The sequence below is a fragment of the Streptomyces sp. NPDC086147 genome (assembly GCF_040702165.1).
Classification (GTDB): domain Bacteria; phylum Actinomycetota; class Actinomycetes; order Streptomycetales; family Streptomycetaceae; genus Streptomyces.
In genome coordinates this window covers 214396-237145 of the sequence record NZ_JBFBJO010000003.1, presented here as the reverse complement: position 1 = coordinate 237145, position 22750 = coordinate 214396, and the positions used below count along the sequence as shown (strand labels likewise).

The following is a 22750-nucleotide window of genomic DNA, read 5'->3' as shown; positions in this document are numbered from 1 at the left end:
CCAAAATCCGTTCCCGGGACCGGCCCCGCGCGTCCCGCTCGGCCGCTACTCGTCCTCGGCCAGCGTCAGCTCGACGCCGCCCACGAAGCCGGCCGACAGGTTGTAGATGAACGCGCCGAGCGTCGCCAGGGCGGTCATCAGGACCACGTCGATCACGGCGATCACCGAGGTGAACACCAGCACCCGCGGCAGCGACAGGAACGACTGCAGGTCGAAGCCGTTGGACTCGTTCGAGCCCGTGGCCTCGCTGATCGTCCCGCCGACCGTCGAGAAGACGCCCATGGCGTCCATGACCATCCACAGCACGGCCGCGGCCACGACCGTGCAGATGCCGAGCGCGATGGAGAGCAGGAAGCTCACCTTCATCACCGACCACGGATCGGCCTTCGCCACCCGCAGCCGGGCCTTGCGCGTCCGGGGCGTCGTGCGGGCGCCCGTCCGGGGCCGGCGCACGGCCCCGGACTTGCCGCCGCCCGCCGTGCCGCCCGTCGTCGGGGCTCCGTAGGCCTGCGGCGGGTGGTACGGCCCGCCGGTCTGCCCACCGGGCCGCTCGCCGGGCAGCGGCCCGTTGTAGCTGTCGTACGAGGGCTGCTGCCCCCGAGTGTCCGTCACCGCAACCCCCTGGGAGTCCGTGGCGGAACCACGGGCGCCGCTCGCGCCGGCACCTGCAGAAGAAGCTCCGGCGGCCGCCGATCCGGCGCCCGTGGCTCCACTCACGCTCTTACTCCTCGTGCTCCCCGGCCGAGGACTCCGTGCCCTCGGCTGTCCCGCCCTCGACCATCTCGGTCTCGGACACCTCGACGACGCCCTCGGCCTCGTCGGCGTCGTCGACCTCGTCGTCGCCGCCGGCCTCGGCGTTCCGCGCGATGCCGACGACGGCGTCGCGCTTGCCCAGGTTGATCAGCTGGACGCCCATGGTGTCACGGCCGGTCTCCCTGACTTCGTTGACTCGCGTACGAATCACACCGCCGGACAGCGTGATGGCGAGGATCTCGTCCGTCTCCTCGACCACCAGCGCGCCCACGAGCGAGCCGCGGTCCTCCACGATCTTGGCGGCCTTGATGCCGAGGCCGCCACGGCCCTGGACGCGGTACTCGTCGACGGGGGTGCGCTTCGCGTACCCGCCGTCGGTCGCGGTGAAGACGAACGTACCCGTCCGGACGACATTCATCGAGAGCAGTTCGTCGTCCTCGCGGAAACTCATGCCCTTGACACCCGAAGTGGCGCGTCCCATCGGACGCAGCGCGTCGTCCGTGGCGGTGAAGCGGATCGACTGCGCCTTCTTGCTGATGAGCAGCAGGTCGTCCTCGGCCGAGACCAGCTCGGCGCCGATCAGCTCGTCGTCGCCGCCGTTCTCCAGCTCGCGCAGGTTGATGGCGATGACGCCGCCGGAGCGGGGCGAGTCGTAGTCCTTCAGCGCGGTCTTCTTCACCAGGCCGGCCTTGGTGGCGAGCACCAGGTACGGCGCGACGCCGTAGTCGCGGACCGCCAGGATCTGGGCGATCTGCTCGTCCGGCTGGAAGGCGAGGAGGTTGGCCACGTGCTGGCCGCGGGCGTCCCGGCCGGCGTCCGGCAGCTCGTACGCCTTGGCCCGGTAGACCCGGCCCTTGTTGGTGAAGAAGAGCAGCCAGTGGTGGGTGGTGGAGACGAAGAAGTGGTCGACGATGTCGTCCTGCTTCAGCTTCGTGCCCCGCACGCCCTTGCCGCCGCGCTTCTGCGAGCGGTAGTCCTCGGTCTTCGTCCGCTTCACGTAGCCACCGCGCGTGATGGTGACGACGATGTCCTCCTCGGCGATCAGGTCCTCGATGGACATGTCGCCGTCGAAGGGCACGAGCTTGGAGCGGCGGTCGTCGCCGAAGCGCTCGACGAGCGCGGCCAGCTCCTCGCTGACGATCGTCCGCTGCCTCTCGGGCGAGGCCAGGATCGCGTTGTACTCGTTGATCTTCGCCTGGAGCTCGTCGTGCTCGGCGACGATCTTCTGGCGCTCCAGGGCGGCGAGCCGGCGGAGCTGCATCTCCAGGATCGCGTTGGCCTGGATCTCGTCGATGCTCAGCAGGTCCATCAGGCCCGTGCGGGCGACCTCGACCGTGTCGCTGCGCCGGATCAGCGCGATGACCTCGTCGATCGCGTCCAGGGCCTTGAGCAGGCCACGCAGGATGTGGGCGCGCTCCTCGGCCTTGCGCAGCCGGAAGCGGGTCCGGCGGACGATGACCTCGATCTGGTGCGTCACCCAGTGGCGGATGAACGCGTCGAGCGAGAGGGTGCGCGGCACGCCGTCGACGAGCGCCAGCATGTTGGCGCCGAAGTTCGACTGGAGGTCGGTGTGCTTGTAGAGGTTGTTCAGGACGACCTTGGCGACGGCGTCGCGCTTGAGCACGATGACCAGGCGCTGGCCGGTCCGGGACGAGGTCTCGTCGCGGACGTCGGCGATGCCGCCGATCTTGCCGTCCTTCACCAGGTCGGCGATCTTCTGCGCGAGGTTGTCCGGGTTGGTCTGGTACGGCAGCTCCGTGACCACCAGGCACTGGCGGTTCTGGATCTCCTCGACCTCGACGACCGCGCGCATCGTGATGGAGCCGCGACCGGTGCGGTACGCCTCCTCGATGCCCTTGCGGCCGACGACGAGCGCGCCGGTGGGGAAGTCCGGGCCCTTGATCCGCTCGATGAGCGCGTCGAGCAGCTCCTCGTGCGAGGCCTCGGGGTGGGCCAGGTACCACTGGGCGCCCTCGGCGACCTCGCGCAGGTTGTGCGGCGGGATGTTGGTCGCCATGCCGACCGCGATGCCGGCCGAGCCGTTGACGAGCAGGTTCGGGAACCGGGCCGGCAGGACCGTCGGCTCCTGGTTGCGCCCGTCGTAGTTGTCCGTGAAGTCGACGGTCTCCTCGTCGATGTCCCGGACCATCTCCATCGACAGCGGCGCCAGCTTGCACTCGGTGTAGCGCATGGCGGCGGCCGGGTCGTTGCCCGGGGAGCCGAAGTTGCCGTTGGAGTCGACGAGCGGCAGCCGCATCGACCAGGGCTGGGCGAGGCGGACGAGCGCGTCGTAGATCGAGGAGTCGCCGTGCGGGTGGTACGTGCCCATGACGTCACCGACGACGCGGGCGCACTTGTAGAAGCCCTTCTCCGGCCGGTAGCCGCCGTCGTACATCGCGTAGAGCACGCGCCGGTGGACGGGCTTGAGGCCGTCCCGTACGTCGGGCAGCGCGCGGGACACGATGACGGACATCGCGTAGTCGAGGTACGAGCGCTGCATCTCGGTCTCGAGCCCGACGGGCTCGATCCGCAGCACGGGCTCCTGCTCTTCGGTGGTGCCGGAGGTGTTTTCGTCGGCCATTGCTGGTCGTCAGTCCTTTCGTACGGTCAGCGGGGACCGACTCAGATGTCGAGGAAGCGGACGTCCTTGGCGTTCCGCTGGATGAACGAGCGGCGTGCCTCGACGTCCTCGCCCATCAGCACCGAGAACAGGTCGTCGGCCTGGGCCGCGTCGTCCAGGGTCACCTGGCCGAGCACGCGGTGGTCGACGTCCATGGTGGTGACGCGCAGCTCCTCGGCGTTCATCTCGCCGAGACCCTTGAAGCGCTGGATCGAGTCCTCGCGGATCCGCTTGCCGTTCTGCTTGCCGAGCTCGACGAGCGCGTCCCGCTCCCGGTCCGAGTAGGCGTACTCGAAGTCGTCCCGGCCCCACTTGATCTTGTAGAGCGGCGGGCGGGAGAGGTAGACGTGGCCGGCCTCGACCAGCGGGCGCATGAAGCGGAAGAGGAAGGTCAGCAGCAGGGTGTTGATGTGCTGGCCGTCGACGTCGGCGTCCGCCATCAGGATGATCTTGTGATAGCGGAGCTTCTCGATGTCGAAGTCCTCGTGCACGCCGGTGCCGAAGGCGGAGATCAGCGCCTGGACCTCGGTGTTCTGCAGGATCTTGTCGATGCGGGCCTTCTCGACGTTCAGGATCTTGCCGCGGATCGGCAGGATGGCCTGGTACATCGGGTTGCGGCCGGACTTGGCCGAGCCGCCGGCGGAGTCGCCCTCGACGATGAAGATCTCGCACTTGGACGGGTCGTTCGACTGGCAGTCGGAGAGCTTGCCCGGCAGGGACGCCGACTCCAGGAGGCCCTTGCGGCGGGTCAGGTCGCGCGCCTTGCGGGCGGCCACGCGCGCGGTGGCGGCCTGGATGCCCTTGCGGATGATGTCCGCGGCCTCGTTCGGGTTGCGGTCGAACCAGTCCGTCAGGTGCTCGTGGACGACCTTCTGCACGAAGGTCTTCGCCTCGGTGTTGCCGAGCTTGGTCTTCGTCTGGCCCTCGAACTGCGGCTCGCCGAGCTTGACCGAGATGATCGCGGTCAGACCCTCGCGGATGTCGTCGCCCGTGAGGTTGTCGTCCTTCTCGCGGAGCAGCTTCTTGTCGCGCGCGTACTTGTTGACCAGCGTGGTCAGCGCGGCGCGGAAGCCCTCCTCGTGCGTACCGCCCTCGTGGGTGTGGATCGTGTTCGCGAAGGAGTACACGCCCTCGCTGTACGAGGAGTTCCACTGCATCGCGATCTCGACCGAGAGCATGCGCTCCTTGTCCTCGGCCTCGATGTCGATGACGGTGGGGTTGATCAGCTCGCCCTTGCGCGAGTTGAGGTACTTCACGAAGTCGACGATGCCGCCCTCGTAGTGGTACGTCACCGTGCGGGCGGCCGGCTCGGCGGCGGCCTCGGCGTCCGGGTCGTCGGCGCCGACCGTGGCCTTCGCGGACTCGCGCTCGTCGGTGAGCGTGATGGTGAGGCCCTTGTTGAGGAAGGCCATCTCCTGGAAGCGGCGCGAGAGCGTCTCGAAGGAGTACTCGGTGGTCTCGAAGATGTCCGGGTCGGACCAGAAGGTCACCGACGTGCCGGTCTCGTCGGTCGCCTCGTGCTGGGCGAGCGGGGCCGTCGGGACGCCCATCTTGTAGTCCTGCGTCCAGCGGTGGCCGTCCGTCCTGATCTCGACGGAGACCTTGGTGGACAGGGCGTTCACGACGGAGACGCCAACGCCGTGCAGGCCGCCGGAGACGGCGTAGCCGCCGCCGCCGAACTTGCCGCCCGCGTGCAGCACGGTCAGGACGACCTCGACGGCCGGCTTGCCCTCGGAGGCGACGATGCCCACGGGGATGCCTCGGCCGTTGTCGACGACGCGGACGCCGCCGTCGGGCAGGATCGTCACGTCGATGGTGTCGGCGTGGCCAGCCAGGGCTTCGTCGACCGAGTTGTCGACGACCTCCTGCACCATGTGGTGCAGACCGCGCTCACCGGTCGAGCCGATGTACATGCCAGGGCGCTTGCGCACGGCATCCAGGCCTTCGAGGACCTGGATGTTGCTGGCGGTGTACTGGTTGTTCTCGTTGGGGTTGCCGGAATCGGCCACGAAGCGCCCTTTCTGGCACAGCACAGGCCGTTCTCCGGGCATGCGGGAGCGGCTGCGTCGTTCGACATGTTCCGCAGGGTGGCGGGATTGTCTCCAGTCTACCGGTAGCTCTGACACTCATGGGGGTTTGCCGGTACCTGAGTCCGCATGTGCCGCCCTGAGCGGGAGCGAGACGACTCCCCATATCCGGACAGGGGCTCCAGGGCCCCCTGACGGCCGCCCAGCGCTTCGGGCCGTAGCGCGGCGTGGGCGCGGGGTGACCGACGTTGTCAAGGAGCGCTCCCCCTCGTACCCGCACCACGAGAACGAGGCCCCGAAGGGCCCCGCGCACAGAGGGAGCACCGGCCCCCGAGAACCCCGGCCGTCCGGCGCCCCGGGGCCCGTCCGGCGGGTAGGGGTCGCGGCCCCGGCCACGCTCCGCCGGACAGGCCCTAGCCGTACGTGTCGCCGGGTCCCGTCGACCCCGGCGCCCGCAGCGGCCCGTATCCCCGCCGCGGCGCCCCCGGCCCCAGGACCTTGATCAGCCGCACCGTCCCGTGCCCCAGGTCCTCGTTGAGCCGCGCGACGAGCGTCGGCGCGAGGAGCCGCAGCTGCGTGGCCCAGGCGGTCGAGTCGCACTGCACGGTCAGCACCCGCGCGTCCGGCTCGTCGTCGAACCGCACCGGCACGCAGTGCTTCGCCAGGTCCTCGCCGACGATCTGCGGCCAGCGGCCCATGACCCCGCCGACCGCCGCAGGCGTCTCCCAGCCCCGCTCGGTGATCAGCCGGTTGATCGCGGCGCCGAGCGCCATCGGGTCGCGCCCGTCGGCACGCGCGCCGGAGCGCAGCCCGCCGCCGCGCCGGGCCTGCTTCTTCTGCTGCGCGGCCGCGCCCCGCGCCCTCGCCTGCTCCTTGGCGGCGCGCAGCGCGACCCGGGCGAGGTCGACGCCCGAGGGCTCGGGCACCGCGGTCCCGGGAGCCGCCGCGCCGTCCACAGGCTGGGGAAGGCTTTCCTCGCTCATGCGCGCTCCACGGTCATACGCGTTCCACCGTTCCCCCGGCCACCGCGTACCGCGCCCCGGCCAGGACGCCCGGCACGTCGTCGTCCACGGCGGCCGTCACCAGGACCTGCTCGCCGTGCGCCACCAGCTCCGCGAGCCGCTCGCGCCGGCGCGCGTCCAGCTCGGCGAAGACGTCGTCGAGCACGAGGACCGGCTCGTTGCCCTCGGCCCGCAGCAGGTCGTACGAGGCCAGCCGCAGCGCGAGCGCGTACGACCAGGACTCGCCGTGGCTCGCGTACCCCTTCGCCGGCAGGTCCCCGAGCTTGAGCAGCAGCTCGTCCCGGTGCGGTCCGACGAGCGTGACGCCCCGCTCGACCTCCTGCTTGCGCACCTCGGCGAGGGCGGCGAGGACCTGCTCGTACAGCTCCTCGCGGGTGCTCCCGGGGCCCGGCGCGGAGGGGCGGTACTCCAGGAGGATCGGCCCGCCGCCGGGGGCGAGCTGTTCGTACGCCTTGTCCGCGAGCGGCTGCAGCACGCCGATGAGGTCGAGCCGCCGGGCGAGCAGCTCGGCGCCCGCCCGCGCCAGGTGCTGGTCCCAGACGTCCAGGGTCGACAGGTCCATGCCCCGGCCGCCGTGCCGCCGGGCCATCGCGGCCGACTTCAGGAGCGTGTTGCGCTGCTTGAGCACGCGCTCGTAGTCGGAGCGCACGCCCGCCATGCGCGGCGAGCGCGCCGTGATCAGCTCGTCGAGGAAGCGGCGGCGCTCGCCGGGGTCGCCCTTCACCAGGGCGAGGTCCTCGGGGGCGAACAGCACGGTCCGTACGATTCCGAGCACGTCACGCGGTCTGACCTGCGAGGACCTGTTGATACGGGCGCGGTTGGCCCGGCCCGGGTTGAGCTCCAGCTCGATCAGCTGGGAGCGCTCGCCCTGGGTGACGGCGGCCCGGATCACCGCGCGCTCCGCCCCCATCCGGACGAGCGGGGCGTCGGAGGCGACGCGGTGACTGCCGAGCGACGCGAGGTAGCCGACGGCCTCGACCAGGTTGGTCTTGCCCTGGCCGTTCGCGCCCACTAAAGCGGTGACGCCCGGGTCGAGCGGGACCTCGACCCGGGCGTAGGAACGGAAGTCGGCCAGCGACAGATGCGTGACGTGCATGGTTGGGCGCCGACCTTCCCCGGCTGCTGTGCACCGCCGGGTGCACAGCCTGTGGATTACTTCTTCTTCTCGACCGCGTGGCCGCCGAACTGGTTGCGCAGCGCGGCGATCATCTTCATCTGCGGGGAGTCGTCCTGGCGCGAGGCGAACCGCGCGAACAGCGAGGCGGTGATCGCCGGCAGCGGTACGGCGTTGTCGATGGCGGCCTCGACCGTCCACCGGCCCTCGCCGGAGTCCGACGCGTAGCCGCGCAGCTGGTCCAGGTGCTCGTCCTCGTCCAGGGCGTTGACGGCCAGGTCGAGCAGCCAGGAGCGGATGACCGTGCCCTCCTGCCAGGAGCGGAAGACCTCGCGCACGTCGGTGACGGAGTCGACCTTCTCCAGGAGCTCCCAGCCCTCGGCGTAGGCCTGCATCATCGCGTACTCGATGCCGTTGTGGACCATCTTGGCGAAGTGGCCGGCGCCGACCTTGCCCGCGTGGACCGAGCCGAAGTCGCCCTCGGGCTTGAGCGCGTCGAAGACCGGCTGGACCTTCGCCACGTTCTCGGCGTCGCCGCCGTACATCAGCGCGTAGCCGTTCTCCAGGCCCCAGACGCCGCCGGAGACGCCGCAGTCGACGAAGCCGATGCCCTTGGCGGCCAGCTCCTCGGCGTGCTTCTCGTCGTCCGTCCAGCGCGAGTTGCCGCCGTCCACGACGACGTCGCCGGGGGAGAGCAGGTCGGCCAGCTCGTCGATGGTGGACTGGGTCGCGGCGCCCGCCGGGACCATGACCCACACGACGCGCGGACCCTTGAGCTTGCCCACAAGCTCTTCGAGGCTGTGGACGTCGGCGAGGTCCGGGTTGCGGTCGTATCCGATGACGGTGTGGCCTGCGCGGCGGATGCGCTCGCGCATGTTGCCGCCCATCTTGCCGAGACCGACGAGACCGAGCTCCATCAGAGATTCCTTAAGCGTCGTGTGCGGTTCGTACCCGCGTCCGAGCCTACGCCCGGACGCGGGTGCACACCTGTGGGGTCGGCCGCTCAGGCGAAGCCCCCACGAAGGCCGCGGAGCAAGGCGTCAGCCGCTGAGGCGCACCGGCATGATCAGGTACTTGTAGGCCTCGTCCGCCTCGGCGTCCACGGCGGGCTTGCCGCTGAGCAGCGCCGGCTTGGTGGAGGTCGTGAAGGAGAGCTGGGCGACCGGGGAGTCGATCGCGCTCAGGCCGTCGAGCAGGAAGGTCGGGTTGAAGGCGATCGAGATGTCGTCGCCCTCCAGCTGCGCGTCGACCCTCTCCACAGCCTGTGCGTCGTCGCTGGAGCCCGCCTCCAGGATCAGCACGCCCTGCTCGAAGCTCAGCCGGACCGGGGTGTTGCGCTCGGCCACCAGGGCCACGCGCTTGACGGCCTCGACGAAGGGGGCGGTCTCGATCACCGCGACCGAGTTGAACTCGGTGGGGAAGAGCGTCCGGTACTTCGGCAGGTCGCCTTCGAGCAGCCGGGTGGTGGTACGGCGGCCCGCGCCCTCGAAGCCGATGAGGCCCTCGCCCTTGCCGGAGCCGGAGAGCGCCAGGGTGACCGTGTCGCCGCTGGTGAGCGCCTTGGCGGTGTCCAGGAGGGTCTTCGCGGGCACCAGGGCGACCGCGGAGGCGTCCGGGGACTCCGGCTTCCACAGGAACTCGCGGACCGCGAAGCGGTAGCGGTCGGTGGAGGCCAGGGTGACCGTGTCGCCCTCGATCTCGATGCGCACGCCGGTGAGGACGGGGAGCGTGTCGTCGCGGCCGGCGGCGATGGCCACCTGCGCGGCGGCGGAGGCGAAGACCTCGCCGGGGACGGTGCCCGTCGCGGTGGGCATCTCCGGCAGCGCCGGGTACTCCTCCACAGGCAGGGTGTGGAGGGTGAAGCGGGAGGAGCCGCAGACCACGGTCGCCCGTACACCGTCTGTGGAGATCTCCACGGGACGGTTGGGGAGGGCGCGGCAGATGTCGGCGAGCAGGCGGCCGGAGACCAGGACGGTGCCGTCCTCCTCGACCTCAGCCTCGACCGAGACCCGCGCGGAGACCTCGTAGTCGAAGCTCGAGAAGCTCAGGGCGCCGTCCTCGGCCTTCAGCAGAAGGCCCGCGAGTACGGGCGCCGGCGGACGGGCCGGGAGGCTGCGGGCCACCCAGGCCACCGCCTCCGCGAGTACATCGCGCTCCACCCGGATCTTCACCGGAACCGCCTCCTGCTGTTGCTGGCTCTTCGTCGACTGCGGGAACCAGTCTGACGTACGCCGCCGACACTCGGTGCTGCTCGGGGTCAAGTCGGGACGAGGGGCGGTCGGAGCTCCGGCGCCGAGTTGTGCACAGGCCCCGCTTCAAAGCGGATTCCGAGCTAACTCTAGGTGGGAGTAGTAGTAGGGCCTGTGGAAACCGTGGATAACCCCGTCCACGCAGGTCAGACCCAGTTTTTTATCCACTGCGCCTGTGGGTGGAACCGGTGGAAAACCAGGGGTCTCTGTGGACACCCGAAAGTTCTGCACACCCCATACACAGGACACAGGGAGTTCTCCCCAGCGCTGTCCCCAGCTTTACCCAGGTTCCCCACAGCCCAATCGTCTCCCTTGGTGTGACGGCTTTCACTCGACGAGGTGAGGACGGGTGTTTCGTTGCCGAACAGTGGACAGCGCTGTGGAGAAGCTGTGGGCAACCGACCCCTCCCTGTGGGCAGCCGGTGGACAACCTTCGAGGCCTCCTGTGGACGAAGGTTCTGTCCACAGTCTGTGGATAACGTTTGCCAACAATTCCCCAGGGACCTGATCTGGGGCGATGCCCTGTCACCAGGCAGCCCTGTGGACAGAATCCGGATAACTTCGCAGTCCCCACCCTGTGGACGGGTGATCATCCCGCAATCTGTGGAGAACCCGCCAGCGGAACGCCGCAATCGAACGGCTCCACCTCGCCGTTGACCCGTCGCCGGCCCGTCCTCAGCCCGTCCCCAGCCTGTGACCGGCCGTCGGCGAGCCCCGCAAGGCCCCCACAAGACCCCCGGGAACGCCGAAGGGCGCCCCGGGAAGAGAGAGTTTCCCGGGGCGCCCTTCGGAGGTCAGGGGCCGTGTCGGCCGCCGTCGAGGCCGTCAGCCGTTCTTGATGCGGTTGGTCAGTTCGGTGACCTGGTTGTAGATGGAGCGCCGCTCCGCCATCAGGGCGCGGATCTTCCGGTCCGCGTGCATCACCGTCGTGTGGTCGCGGCCGCCGAACTGCGCGCCGATCTTCGGCAGCGACAGGTCCGTGAGTTCGCGGCACAGGTACATGGCGATCTGGCGGGCCGTCACCAGGACGCGGCTGCGCGAGGATCCGCAGAGGTCCTCCACCGTCAGGCCGAAGTAGTCCGCGGTGGCCGCCATGATCGCGGGAGCGGTGATCTCCGGCGCGCTGTCCTCGCCGCCGGGGATCAGGTCCTTGAGGACGACCTCGGTGAGCCCGAGGTCCACCGGCTGCCGGTTGAGGCTCGCGAAGGCCGTCACCCGGATCAGCGCGCCCTCCAGCTCGCGGATGTTCCGCGAGATCCGGGAGGCGATGAACTCCAGTACCTCCGGCGGGGCGTTGAGCTGCTCCTGCACCGCCTTCTTGCGGAGGATCGCGATGCGTGTCTCCAGCTCCGGCGGCTGCACGTCGGTGGTGAGGCCCCACTCGAAGCGGTTGCGGAGCCGGTCCTCCAGGGTCACCAGCTGCCGGGGCGGCCGGTCGGAGGAGAGCACGATCTGCTTGTTCGCGTTGTGGAGGGTGTTGAAGGTGTGGAAGAACTCCTCCTGCGTCGACTCCTTGCTCGCCAGGAACTGGATGTCGTCGACGAGCAGGATGTCCACGTCGCGGTAGCGCTTGCGGAAGGTGTCGCCCTTGCCGTCACGGATCGAGTTGATGAACTCGTTGGTGAACTCCTCGGAGCTCACGTACCGCACGCGCGTGCCCGGGTAGAGGCTCCGCGCGTAGTGTCCGATCGCGTGCAGCAGATGGGTCTTGCCGAGCCCCGACTCCCCGTAGATGAAGAGGGGGTTGTACGCCTTCGCCGGCGCCTCGGCCACCGCGACCGCGGCCGCGTGCGCGAACCGGTTCGAGGAACCGATCACGAAGGTGTCGAAGAGGTACCGGGGGTTCAGGCGCGCGTGCTGCTCGCCCGGGGCGCCGGAGCCCTGCCCGGAGGAACCGGAGGACGAGGAGCCGTGGACGCCCCCGGGGCCGGGGCCGCCGCCCGGCCGGGGGCCGGGACGCGCGGCGTGGCCCGGCGGGTCGGGCAGCTCGGCGCGCTCGGGCCGCTGCTGCTCGTAGCCGTGGGAGGGCTCGTCGTAGCGCGTCTGCCGGGACTGCTCGGGCCCGGTGTACGGCGCGCGCTCCTGGTAGCCGCCGAGCCGCGGCTGCTGCCAGGAGAGGTCCTCCTGGGCGCGCGGCCAGGAGCCGGGGTCCGGCCGCTGCGGCTGCTGGTAGTCCGGGTAGGCCGGGCGCGCGGTCGGCAGCCCGTCGTCGGACATCGGCCGGTGCCCGTAGCCGTCGTACTTGTCGTACGAGTCGGACCGGTCGCGCTCGTCGTAGCGGGGCTGCGGCTGCGGCACGGTGGGCACGGGCGGCGCCGGCTCGCCGACGGAGTCGTCGACGGTGATCGCGATCCGGATCGGCCGGCCGCACTCGCGGCTGAGGGTCTCGCTGATCAGCGGGGCGAGCCGGCCCTCCAGGACCCGCTTCCCCCACTCGTTGGGCACGGCCAGGAGGGCCGTGTCGGCGACCAGGGCGAGCGGCTGGCAGCGCTCGATCCACTGCTTGTCCTTGGGCTCGATCCCCTGCTGGCCCTCGGCGAGGAGCTGTTCGAGGACCCGCGGCCACACTGCGGCAAGATCGGCAGGTACGTCAGCCACAGGGCACGCTTTCTCGCAGGTCCCACGAAGGTGTGGTTCTCGGGGACGGTGGATCGAAGTCCGGAAGACCGGTCCGTTGAGGACAGGTGAGGACAGAACGGAAAAGATTGTGGAGTCCGCCCACGGTAGTCGGGCGGACTGACGTGGTTCAAGTTGTTGTCCACAGCCTGTGCACAATGGGGGGTGACGACAGGTCGGTTTGACCGGATGGCGTAGCCGCGCGTACCGTAACCAGGTCGAGTTGTCGATGGCTGCTGCCGCCTGCCTCCGATGGGCAAAGATCACTCTCCGTGATCACGAAGCGGTGCACTCGGGCGTATTGCGAGCTACTCGTGGGCGCACGGTGACAGCCAGGCGATGTCCCGCCACCACCCGAATCATTTCTGGAGCCCCCGAGTGAGCAAGCGCACCTTCCAGCCGAACAACCGTCGTCGCGCGAAGACCCACGGCTTCCGCCTGCGGATGCGTACGCGCGCCGGCCGCGCCATCCTTGCGAACCGCCGTTCCAAGGGTCGCTCGGCGCTGTCCGCCTGATCCACTTAAACAGGTCATGACGTGCTGCCTACCGAGAATCGGCTGAGGCGGCGCGAGGACTTCGCAACCGCGGTACGCCGAGGGCGCCGGGCCGGTCGCCCGCTCCTCGTCGTCCACCTGCACAGCGGTGCAACGGACCCGCACGCGCCTGGGGAGAGCGCTTCCCCGACGCGTGCGGGTTTCGTCGTGAGCAAGGCCGTGGGCGGTGCGGTCGTACGCACCCAGGTGAAGCGTCGTCTGCGTCACCTCGTCCGAGACCGCCTCTCCGCCCTGCCCCCCGGTAGCCTGGTGGTGGTACGGGCGTTGCCCGGAGCCGGCGACGCCGATCACGCACAGCTGGCCCGAGACCTGGACGCCGCTCTTCGGCGGCTCCTGGGAGGGGGCACGCGATGAAGTACCCGCTGCTGGCTCTCATCAAGCTGTACCAGTGGACGATCAGCCCCCTGCTGGGCCCCGTCTGCCGGTACTACCCGTCGTGTTCCCACTACGGATTCACGGCCATCGACCGGCATGGCGCGATCAAGGGTACGGCCCTGACCGCCTGGCGCATCCTGCGGTGCAACCCGTGGTCGCCCGGCGGTGTGGACCACGTTCCCCCGCGGAAGCGCCCCCGCTGGCACGAAATGCTGAGGAACGCGTTGCGCGGCGACAAGGGCGGGTCCACCGCCGAGACGAGCCCGGCCGCAGAGACCTCGCCCAATGCTCAAGGAGCCTGATTAGTGGACACGATTGCCAGTCTGTTCAGCTTCATCACCTGGCCCGTTTCCTGGGTCATCGTCCAGTTCCACAAGGTGTACGGAGCGATCTTCGGCCCCGACACCGGGTGGGCCTGGGGTCTGTCCATCGTGTCCCTCGTGGTCCTGATCCGCATCTGTCTGATCCCGCTCTTCGTGAAGCAGATCAAGTCGACGCGGAACATGCAGGCGCTCCAGCCGAAGATGAAGGCGATCCAGGAGCGCTACAAGAGCGACAAGCAGCGTCAGTCCGAAGAGATGATGAAGCTGTACAAGGAGACGGGCACCAACCCGCTCTCCTCGTGCCTTCCCATCCTGGCCCAGTCGCCGTTCTTCTTCGCCCTCTACCACGTGCTGTCCAACATCGCGTCGGGCAAGGAGATCGGCGTCATGAACCAGGCGCTGGTCGACAGCGCCCGGCAGGCCCACATCTTCGGCGCCCCGATCGCGGCGAAGTTCATGGACAGCCCGGAGAAGGTCGAGGCCCTCAACGCCTCGCTGACCGATGTCCGCATCGTCACCGCGATCATGATCATCATGATGTCGGCCTCGCAGTTCTTCACCCAGCGCCAGCTGATGATGAAGAACGTCGACCTCTCGGTGAAGACCCCGTACATGCAGCAGCAGAAGATGCTCATGTACATCTTCCCGGTGATCTTCGCCGTCATGGGCATCAACTTCCCCGTCGGCGTCCTCGTCTACTGGCTGACCACCAACGTGTGGACCATGGGCCAGCAGATGTACGTGATCAACCAGAACCCGACGCCGGGCAGCAAGGCCCAGGACGCCTACCTCCAGCGCCTGCTCAAGAGCATCACCCACCACGGCGAGGTCCGCGGCCGTCGCCGCAAGAGCGTCGTCAAGGTCGTCGTCGCCAAGGGCAGCGACCGCAACGAGAACGAGCGCCGCTTCTTCGGGGGCCTCGCCAAGGCCGGCTTCGCCGCTCAGGCCGACGGCACCGTGATCAAGGGCGACACCATCGCGGCCGAGGCCGAGGGCGGTGCCGCCGCCAAGCGCCAGCAGCCCAAGCGCCAGACCAAGGCCCAGCGCCAGGCCGCCGCGGCCCAGCCGACCATGGCCAAGGACACCGACGAGGTCTCCGAGCACGTCGCCGAGAAGGCGTCCCCCTCGCTGGAGAAGAAGCCCCAGGGTCCGGCCAAGACCGGTGCCACCGACGTCACCGCCGCGAAGGACGAGGCCCAGGGCGACAAGCCCGCGCGTCCGAGCCGCGCCAACTCCGGCAACTCCCGCCAGCAGGGCAAGACCGGTCAGCGCAAGGGCCAGCAGCGGCCCAAGCACCCCTCCTCCAAGAAGTAAGCCTCCCCCGACGCAAGAAGGAGCCCGTCCGTGACGGAAGGCACCACCTCCGCCGCCGCCGAGGGTGGCGACACCCTGACCCGCCTGGAGCAGGAGGGTGAGATCGCGGCCGACTACCTCGAAGGCCTGCTCGACATCGCCGATCTCGACGGCGACATCGACATGGACGTCGAGGCGGACCGGGCGGCGGTCTCGATCATCAGCGACTCCCACAGCCGTGACCTCCAGAAGCTGGTGGGCCGCGACGGCGAGGTCCTGGAGGCGCTTCAGGAGCTGACCCGCCTGGCCGTGCACCGGGAGACCGGGGACCGCAGCCGTCTGATGCTCGACATCGCCGGCTTCCGTGCCAAGAAGCGCACCGAGCTCGCCGAGCTGGGCGCCAAGGCCGCGGCCGAGGTGAAGGCCGGCGGCCAGCCGGTCAAGCTGGACCCGATGACGCCGTTCGAGCGCAAGGTCGTGCACGACGCGATCGCCGCCGCCGGTCTGCGCAGCGAGTCCGAGGGCGAGGAGCCGCAGCGCTTCGTCGTCGTGCTCCCGGCCTGACCCCTCACGTAGTCTCGGCCCCGTCTGTCCACAGGCGGGGCCGATCTTTGTCAGCCCGATAGTTCAGCCACCACCACAGTGCGCTCGCACGTCATGCGTGCGGTACGGAAGGACGGTTCCCGTGACGGAGGCAGCGGAGCTCCCCGAGGCGCCGGAGCAGGCACGGACAGTCTTCGGTGAGTACTTCCCGGAGGCCGTGCGGTACGCCGAGCTCCTCGCGGACGCGGGGGTGAAGCGCGGTCTGATCGGCCCGCGCGAGGTCCCGAGGCTCTGGGAACGCCACCTGCTGAACTGCGCCGTCCTCTCGGAGGTCGTCCCCGAGGGCGTCACGGTCTGCGACGTCGGCTCGGGCGCCGGTCTACCGGGCATCCCGCTGGCCCTGGTCCGGCCGGACCTGAAGATCACGCTCCTGGAACCGCTGCTGCGCCGGACGAACTTCCTCCAGGAGGTCGTCGAGCTGCTCGGCCTCGACCACGTCACCGTGGTCCGGGGGCGCGCGGAGGAGATGCTCGACAAGATCACGCCCGTGCACGTGGTGACCGCGCGCGCGGTGGCTCCGCTGGACCGGCTGGCCGGCTGGGGCGTTCCCCTGCTGCGTCCGTACGGAGAGATGCTGGCACTCAAGGGCGACACCGCGCAGGAGGAGATCGACGGCGCTCGTGCCGCCCTCTCCCGGCTCGGCGTGGTGGAGACCTCGGTGCTGCACGTGGGCGAGGGGATCGTCGATCCGATGTCCACGGTCGTCCGGGTGGAGGTCGGCGAGAGCCCCGGCGGTGTGCGGTTCGCGGCCAAGCGGGCCAAGGCCGCCCGTACGAGCAAGGTCCGCCGGCGCCGCTGACGGGACCCCGACGGCAGGGCCGGCTGACGCCGCCGGGCGTCGCATACGTCCGATTTCGGAGTGTCGGCCGGTCCCGGCGGGATGGCACGGGCATGGTGTTTCACGTGAAACATCGCTCACTGCTGCAGGGGATCATCAGCCGTGGTCGGGCAGCCGCCACGCCCCGGGACCGTAGGCCCCGCGTGAATCCACCCGCGAGGGTTACGGAGATGTCCACAGAGGTGGATTCCTCCACAGAACCCCCGACCTCGCTGGTTCGCGACCCCGAAAGCATGGCAGGCTCTCCTCATTGCGAGCCCGAAGTCGAGGAGAGTGAATCCTTGCGGTCCGACGCCAACATCGCGGGACCGATGACCGATCCGGTCCCCGGCCCCCGAACCGAATCGGTGGGAGGCGATGTTTCACGTGAAACATCGCCCTCCATGGAAACGCCGCCCCCCATGGACGACACCCCCATCGGTCGCGCTGCCCAGCTGGCAGTAGAGGCCCTGGGGCGTGCCGGTGAGGGGCTTCCCCGCCCGGCCCAGACTCGCGTCATGGTGGTCGCCAACCAGAAGGGTGGCGTGGGCAAGACGACCACGACGGTCAATCTCGCCGCGTCCCTGGCCCTGCACGGCGCCCGCGTCCTGGTCATCGACCTGGACCCGCAGGGAAACGCCTCCACGGCGCTCGGCATCGACCACCACGCCAGCGTCCCCTCGATCTACGACGTCCTGGTGGACAGCCGGCCGCTCTCCGAAGTGGTGCAGCCCGTCATGGACGTGGAAGGCCTCTTCTGCGCCCCCGCCACCATCGATCTCGCCGGTGCGGAGATCGAGCTGGTGTCGCTGGTGGCACGTGAGAGCCGCCTTCAGCGGGCGATCCAGGCCTATGAGCAGCCGCTGGACTACATCCTGATCGACTGCCCGCCCTCGCTCGGCCTCCTCTCGGTCAACGCCCTGGTGGCGGGGGCCGAGGTGCTGATCCCGATCCAGTGCGAGTACTACGCACTGGAGGGCCTCGGGCAGCTCCTGAAGAACGTCGACCTGGTCCGGGGGCACCTGAACCCCACGCTCCACGTCTCGACCATCCTGCTCACCATGTACGACGGCCGCACGAGGCTCGCCTCCCAGGTCGCCGAAGAGGTGCGCACCCACTTCGGCGAGGAGGTGCTGCGGACCAGCATCCCCCGTTCCGTCCGCATCTCGGAGGCGCCGAGCTACGGCCAGACGGTGATCACGTACGATCCGGGCTCCAGTGGTGCTCTGTCGTACATCGAAGCGGCTCGCGAGATCGCCCTCCGGGGCGTCACCGTGCACTATGACGCCCAGCACGCACGTGTGGGGCACCAGAACCATCAGCGCAGCATGTCGGAGGGAATTCAGTGAGTGAGCGACGTAGGGGATTGGGGCCGCGTGGGCTCGGTTCGCTGATCCCGCAGAGCGCTCCGTCTCCCGAGTCGGCGGTGGCATGGGCCGAGGCAGTGAAGACGGCCGAGCCGGAGACCCCCGCCGGGGCGTACTTCACCGAGATCCCGATCGACGCCATCGTGCCCAACCGGCACCAGCCGCGACAGATCTTCGACGAGGACGCCCTCGCGGAGCTGGTCACCTCCATCAAGGAGGTCGGTCTGCTCCAGCCCGTGGTCGTCCGCAAGGCCGACGGCGACCGCTATGAGCTCGTCATGGGTGAGCGTCGTCTGCGGGCCTCCACGACGGCGGGTCTGGAGCGGATCCCGGCGATCGTCCGGGAGACCGACGACGAGAAGATGCTCCTGGACGCGCTCCTGGAGAACCTCCACCGGGCGCAGCTGAACGCGATCGAAGAGGCGCACGCCTACGAGCAGCTGCTCAAGGACTTCGGCTGCACCCACGATCAGCTCGCGGACCGGATCGGACGCTCCCGTCCGCAGATCTCCAACACGCTGCGGCTGCTGCGCCTCTCTCCCCCGGTACAGCGCCGGGTTGCCGCCGGGGTGCTCTCCGCCGGCCACGCACGGGCCCTGCTCGGTGTGGAGGACGTGGAGAGCCAGGACAAGCTGGCGGCCCGGATCGTCTCCGAGGGCCTCTCGGTGCGCTCCGTCGAGGAGATCGTGAGCCTCCTGGGCTCCGAGGAGCCCGCCGGTGCGGTCAAGCCGAAGAAGCCGCGTGCCGGTGGCCGTGTCTCGCCCGCTCTCACGGACCTGGCCACCCGGCTCTCGGACCGCTTCGAGACCCGGGTGAAGGTGGACCTGGGGCAGAAGAAGGGCAAGATCGTCGTCGAGTTCGCCTCTATGGACGATCTGGAGCGGATCCTCTCGACCCTGGCCCCGGGCGAGGGCCGGGTCCTGGACCAGAAGAGCGTCGAACAGGGCGCCAGGGGCTGACCCCCTCGCACACCCGCTTCACCGAGGTCACGCGAGGGCGGGCCACGATCCGGTTCCACCGGGCCGTGGCCCGCCCTTTGCCTGTGGGCGGTGTCCTCCCGATCGTCCGATCGATACGATTCCGAGAGGCACATGCGTACGCGAAGGCGAGGGAAGTGAGGAACAGCCGTGGGGCGTCGGCTCATACCGCTCACGCTGGACAACCTTCCGGACCTCCCCACACGATGTCGCTCCTGCGTCTTCTGGGAGCTCGACCCGGTTAGCGGTGAGGCCGCCGTGAAGGCGGGACGCGCGGAGCCGGAGAAGGAGTCCTGGATCTCGGCCGTGCTTCTGGAGTGGGGCTCCTGCGGTCGGGTGGTCTACGTCGACGAGGTGCCGGTCGGCTACGTCCTCTACGCTCCTCCGGCCTATGTGCCGCGGTCGACGGCCTTTCCGACGAGTCCCGTGGCGGCTGACGCCGTCCAGTTGATGACGTCGTGGGTCATGCCGGGTTATCAGGGCCAGGGGCTGGGGCGCGTGATGGTGCAGACCGTGGCCAAGGACGTGCTGAGGCGGGGCTTCAAGGCGATCGAGGCGTTCGGGGACGCCCGCTGGAAGGAGCCGGCCTGTGTACTGCCGGCCGATCATCTGCTCGCGGTGGGCTTCAAGACCGTTCGACCGCACCATGCCTTTCCCCGGCTGAGGCTGGATCTCAGGACGACGCTCTCCTGGAAGGAGGACGTCGAGATGGCCCTGGACCGCCTGCTCGGAGCCGTACAGAAGGAGCCCGCCCTGCGTCCCCTCTAGCTCCGGGGAAGTAAACGCGGCTCCTCCGGATACGAGAACGGCCCGCCCCGGCGAGGGAGCGGGCCGCTGTTGTTCCACCTGAATGTTTCACGTGAAACAGCGAAGAGACATCAGACCTTGGGGGCCTCGACAAAGCCCTCCAGGTCGCGCAGGATGGCGGCCTTCGGCTTGGCACCGACGATGGTCTTCACGACCTCGCCGCCCTGGTAGACGTTCAGCGTCGGGATGGACATGACGCCGTACTTGGCGGCCGTGTCGGGGTTCTGGTCGATGTTGAGCTTCACGACCTCGATCTCACCGTGCTCGGCGGCGATCGCCTCCAGCGACGGGGCGATCTGGCGGCACGGACCGCACCACTCGGCCCAGAAGTCCACCAGAACGGGCTTCTCGCTCTTGAGGACTTCCTCTTCGAAGGTGGCGTCGGTCACAGACTTCAGGGCCACAGCGGCCTCCTTGAATTCGCGGGGTGTGGGTGGGGGGACGGGCGGGGTCAGACCACGGGGGTCTCGGCCAGCTTCTCGGGCTCGGCCACCTTCTCGGTGTCGGCGAGGGCGGCCAGGAAGCGCTCGGCGTCGAGCGCGGCGGAGCAGCCGGTACCGGCGGCCGTGATGGCCTGGCGGTAGGTGTGGTCGACGACGTCACCGGCACCGAAGACACCCGGGAGGTTCGTGCGCGTCGACGGGGCGGCGACCTCGAGGTAGCCCTCGTCGTCCAGGTCCAGCTGGCCCTTGAAGAGCTCGGTCCGCGGGTCGTGGCCCACGGCGATGAAGAGGCCGGTGACCGGGAGCTCGCGGGTCACGCCGGTCTTCGTGTCGCGCAGGGTCACACCGCTGAGCTTCTGGTCCCCGTGGATTGTGGTGACCTCGCTGTCCCAGGCGAAGGAGATCTTCGGGTCGGCGAAGGCGCGGTCCTGCATGGCCTTCGAGGCGCGCAGGGTGTCGCGGCGGTGGACGATGGTGACGGACTTGGCGAAGCGCGAGAGGAAGGTGGCCTCCTCGATCGCGGTGTCACCGCCGCCGACGACGGCGATGTCCTGGTCCTTGAAGAAGAACCCGTCGCAGGTGGCGCACCAGGAGACACCGCGGCCGGAGAGGGCGTCCTCGTTGGGGAGGCCGAGCTTGCGGTGCTGGGAGCCCGTAGTGACGATGACGGCCTTGGCGCGGTGCACGGTGCCGGCGGTGTCGGTGACGGTCTTGATCTCACCGGTCAGGTCCACGGCGACGACGTCGTCCGGGACGAGCTCGGCGCCGAAGCGCTCGGCCTGGGCCCGCATGTTGTCCATCAGGTCCGGGCCCATGATGCCGTCACGGAAGCCGGGGAAGTTCTCGACCTCGGTCGTGTTCATCAGGGCGCCACCGGCGGTGACCGCACCCTCGAAGACCAGAGGCTTCAGCGACGCTCGGGCCGTGTAGAGCGCAGCGGTGTATCCCGCGGGCCCCGAGCCGATGATGATCACATTACGGACGTCGCTCACGGGTTTCTTCCTCGTCTCTGCAGACTGCCACTGCCTACGGGGGCGGTTGTCTCGGTCGCTCACCCCACCCAACGGATCCTAAGGGGCGTGCATTCCCGAGACCGCCGCGCGGCACGTGACAGGGGCGGGAGAGAGGGGTTCAGGAGCGGGGGTAGGCCTTGCTGAGGAGGACCTCGGCGGCGGGAGCTCCGCTCTCCGCCCGGTCGGCGCAGGAGGCGTCGACCACATAGGCCTGGACCCGTGTGGTGTCGGTGGGGTCCGGCAGGACGAGCAGATAGGCGGGCTTCCCCTGGTACTCGCCCCGCTCGTGGCCCAGCACCGTGTCGGTGCGGCCGGTGCCGGCGAGGACGCAGGCGGGGACGGCACTGTCGCCGCTCCGCCGGGGGGGCGTGGCCCCGGTGTCGGAGGACATCGATTCGGGTCCGACCCCCTGGGGGGTCCTCAGCGTCTTGTCCGGGACCAGGAGGTCCTGGACCCGCTTCTCGACCGGTGATCCGGAGAAGGAGGCGGCAGCGGCCTCGACGGAGGCGTCGGCCTTCTTCACACCGTTCGCCACGCCGTCGCCGGCGGTGTCGCCCGCCTGGCTGAGGTACAGGCTCGTTCCGAGGATCATGGCACCGAAAGCGGCACCGATCGTGGAGAGCAGGGCGATCCGGCGGCGGTGCCGACGGGGGCGCCCCGGGCCGGTGGCCGCGCGGGGACGTCCGGCGGGACGGTCCGGGGCCGGAGAGGAGGAGGGGGACGGCTGCACGGAGGGGCGCGATGTTTCACGTGAAACAGCGGCCTCGCCGTCGTTGTCCGGGGCGGTGGCGTCGAGGAGTGCCTCGGCGGCGAGGGCGGCGTCGATCCGGCCCGCGATCTCGGCGGGCATCCGGGGCGGCCCGGGCAGGGTGCCGAGCAGACTCCGGATCTCCTCCAGGGAGGACCGCACGTCCGCACAGAGAGGACAGTCGTCCACGTGTCGGCGCACGGCCGCGGAACGGGACGGCGAGAGCAGCCCCTCGGTCAGGTCGGAGATCTCCGAGACGTCCGGGTGCTGTGTGGTGTCAGCCCTGTCGGCCGTGGAAGTCACGTGCGCCCACCTCCGCCCTTCACAGCAGCTGGATCAGTCGGTCCGGTGTCCGTCGGCCCCGGCACCGGTGGGACGGATGTCCCCGGCGTCCGGTTCCTTCCCCCTTCGGTGGCCTCGTTACCCACGGTGTCGGCCCGCAGATGAGTGACCAGGGGAAGGAGGCGTGCCCGGCCCCGTGCGCAGCGGCTCTTCACGGTTCCGGCGGGAACGCCGAGGATACGGGCCGCTTCCGCGACCGGGTATCCCTGCATGTCGACCAGGACGAGGGCGGCCCGCTGATCGGCGGGGATCGAGGCGAGCGCGGCCAGGACCTCGCGGTGGAGGTCCCGGCGCTCCACAGGTGCCTCGGCGGACTCGTGCGGGTCGAGGAGCTGTTCGAAGCGGTCGTCGTCGTTCACGGGCGAGGTCCGGCGTGAGGCGGTCTTGCGCGCCCGGTCGAGGCAGGCGTTCACCGTGATCCGGTGGAGCCAGGTCGTGACGGCCGACTGGCCGCGGAAGGTGTGGGCGGCGCGGAAGGCCGAGAGAAGCGCGTCCTGGACGGCGTCAGCGGCCTCCTCGCGGTCCCCCAGGGTCCGCAGGGCCACCGCCCACAGCCGATCGCGGTGCCGCCGCACGAGCTCACCGAAGGCATCGTGGTCCCCGGCGACGTGACGGGCCAGGAGCTCCCGGTCGTCGGTGGCCTCGTCTATCGGATCGTCCAACGGTGAGCCCCCTCCCTGTGCGGT

At 69.7% G+C, this 22750-nt stretch carries 21 protein-coding genes; 9 read left to right on the top strand and 12 right to left on the bottom strand.

Annotated features, from left to right (window positions below; translation table 11 throughout):
* Positions 1-45: 45 nt before the first annotated feature.
* From AB0398_RS09135 to dnaA, 8 genes are all read right to left on the bottom strand, one after another.
* The gene (locus tag AB0398_RS09135) at positions 46-612 is read right to left on the bottom strand and encodes a DUF3566 domain-containing protein (RefSeq protein ID WP_366373219.1); all 567 of its coding nucleotides are present in this window, start codon (positions 610-612) and stop codon (positions 46-48) included.
* A 109-nt stretch (positions 613-721) separates the two neighbouring features.
* Positions 722-3334: a DNA gyrase subunit A gene (gyrA, locus tag AB0398_RS09130; protein ID WP_366373218.1), complete on the bottom strand. Its 2613-nt coding sequence runs from the start codon at positions 3332-3334 to the stop codon at positions 722-724.
* A gap of 41 nt (positions 3335-3375) precedes the next feature.
* Complete coding sequence (gene gyrB, locus AB0398_RS09125) at positions 3376-5406, bottom strand: DNA topoisomerase (ATP-hydrolyzing) subunit B (protein WP_366373217.1); 2031 nt, start codon at positions 5404-5406, stop codon at positions 3376-3378.
* A 407-nt stretch (positions 5407-5813) separates the two neighbouring features.
* Complete coding sequence (locus AB0398_RS09120) at positions 5814-6383, bottom strand: DciA family protein (protein WP_366373216.1); 570 nt, start codon at positions 6381-6383, stop codon at positions 5814-5816.
* A 13-nt stretch (positions 6384-6396) separates the two neighbouring features.
* Positions 6397-7518, bottom strand: coding sequence for a DNA replication/repair protein RecF (gene recF / locus AB0398_RS09115; protein WP_366373215.1), 1122 nt, complete (start codon positions 7516-7518; stop codon positions 6397-6399).
* A 56-nt stretch (positions 7519-7574) separates the two neighbouring features.
* Positions 7575-8453, bottom strand: a complete 879-nt coding sequence (gnd, locus tag AB0398_RS09110) for a phosphogluconate dehydrogenase (NAD(+)-dependent, decarboxylating) (protein ID WP_366373214.1) — start codon at positions 8451-8453, stop codon at positions 7575-7577.
* A 123-nt stretch (positions 8454-8576) separates the two neighbouring features.
* A complete protein-coding gene (dnaN, locus tag AB0398_RS09105; protein ID WP_030205035.1) occupies positions 8577-9707 on the bottom strand; it encodes a DNA polymerase III subunit beta in 1131 nt (376 codons plus the stop codon).
* A 903-nt stretch (positions 9708-10610) separates the two neighbouring features.
* Positions 10611-12383, bottom strand: a complete 1773-nt coding sequence (gene dnaA / locus AB0398_RS09100; RefSeq protein ID WP_366373213.1) for a chromosomal replication initiator protein DnaA — start codon at positions 12381-12383, stop codon at positions 10611-10613.
* A 396-nt stretch (positions 12384-12779) separates the two neighbouring features.
* On the opposite strand from dnaA, the gene rpmH reads away from it, so the two are divergent.
* From rpmH to AB0398_RS09055, 9 genes are all read left to right on the top strand, one after another.
* Complete coding sequence (gene rpmH / locus AB0398_RS09095) at positions 12780-12917, top strand: 50S ribosomal protein L34 (protein ID WP_007265229.1); 138 nt, start codon at positions 12780-12782, stop codon at positions 12915-12917.
* 21 nt (positions 12918-12938) lie between these two features.
* Complete coding sequence (gene rnpA / locus AB0398_RS09090) at positions 12939-13310, top strand: ribonuclease P protein component (RefSeq protein ID WP_366373212.1); 372 nt, start codon at positions 12939-12941, stop codon at positions 13308-13310.
* Positions 13307-13633: a membrane protein insertion efficiency factor YidD gene (gene yidD / locus AB0398_RS09085; protein ID WP_015034858.1), complete on the top strand. Its 327-nt coding sequence runs from the start codon at positions 13307-13309 to the stop codon at positions 13631-13633. Before rnpA ends, yidD begins: the two co-directional genes overlap by 4 nt.
* A 3-nt stretch (positions 13634-13636) precedes the next feature.
* A complete protein-coding gene (gene yidC / locus AB0398_RS09080; protein ID WP_366373211.1) occupies positions 13637-14968 on the top strand; it encodes a membrane protein insertase YidC in 1332 nt (443 codons plus the stop codon).
* A gap of 30 nt (positions 14969-14998) precedes the next feature.
* Complete coding sequence (locus AB0398_RS09075; RefSeq protein ID WP_366373210.1) at positions 14999-15511, top strand: R3H domain-containing nucleic acid-binding protein; 513 nt, start codon at positions 14999-15001, stop codon at positions 15509-15511.
* 121 nt (positions 15512-15632) lie between these two features.
* Positions 15633-16349: a 16S rRNA (guanine(527)-N(7))-methyltransferase RsmG gene (rsmG, locus tag AB0398_RS09070; protein WP_366373209.1), complete on the top strand. Its 717-nt coding sequence runs from the start codon at positions 15633-15635 to the stop codon at positions 16347-16349.
* Positions 16350-16621: 272 nt separating this feature from the next.
* Positions 16622-17716: a ParA family protein gene (locus tag AB0398_RS09065; protein ID WP_366373705.1), complete on the top strand. Its 1095-nt coding sequence runs from the start codon at positions 16622-16624 to the stop codon at positions 17714-17716.
* Positions 17713-18693, top strand: coding sequence for a ParB/RepB/Spo0J family partition protein (locus AB0398_RS09060; protein WP_366373208.1), 981 nt, complete (start codon positions 17713-17715; stop codon positions 18691-18693). Before AB0398_RS09065 ends, AB0398_RS09060 begins: the two co-directional genes overlap by 4 nt.
* A 168-nt stretch (positions 18694-18861) precedes the next feature.
* Positions 18862-19479, top strand: a complete 618-nt coding sequence (locus AB0398_RS09055) for a GNAT family N-acetyltransferase (RefSeq protein WP_366373207.1) — start codon at positions 18862-18864, stop codon at positions 19477-19479.
* A gap of 110 nt (positions 19480-19589) precedes the next feature.
* Here the strand turns inward: AB0398_RS09055 and trxA are convergent, their stop codons facing one another.
* From trxA to sigM, 4 genes are all read right to left on the bottom strand, one after another.
* Positions 19590-19922: a thioredoxin gene (gene trxA / locus AB0398_RS09050; protein ID WP_366373206.1), complete on the bottom strand. Its 333-nt coding sequence runs from the start codon at positions 19920-19922 to the stop codon at positions 19590-19592.
* A gap of 47 nt (positions 19923-19969) precedes the next feature.
* Complete coding sequence (trxB, locus tag AB0398_RS09045; protein ID WP_366373205.1) at positions 19970-20953, bottom strand: thioredoxin-disulfide reductase; 984 nt, start codon at positions 20951-20953, stop codon at positions 19970-19972.
* Positions 20954-21092: 139 nt separating this feature from the next.
* Positions 21093-22025, bottom strand: a complete 933-nt coding sequence (locus tag AB0398_RS09040) for a hypothetical protein (protein ID WP_366373204.1) — start codon at positions 22023-22025, stop codon at positions 21093-21095.
* Positions 22022-22726, bottom strand: a complete 705-nt coding sequence (gene sigM, locus AB0398_RS09035) for an RNA polymerase sigma factor SigM (protein WP_366373203.1) — start codon at positions 22724-22726, stop codon at positions 22022-22024. The genes AB0398_RS09040 and sigM overlap by 4 nt, the downstream gene beginning before the upstream one ends.
* Between the last annotated feature and the right edge of the window lie 24 nt (positions 22727-22750).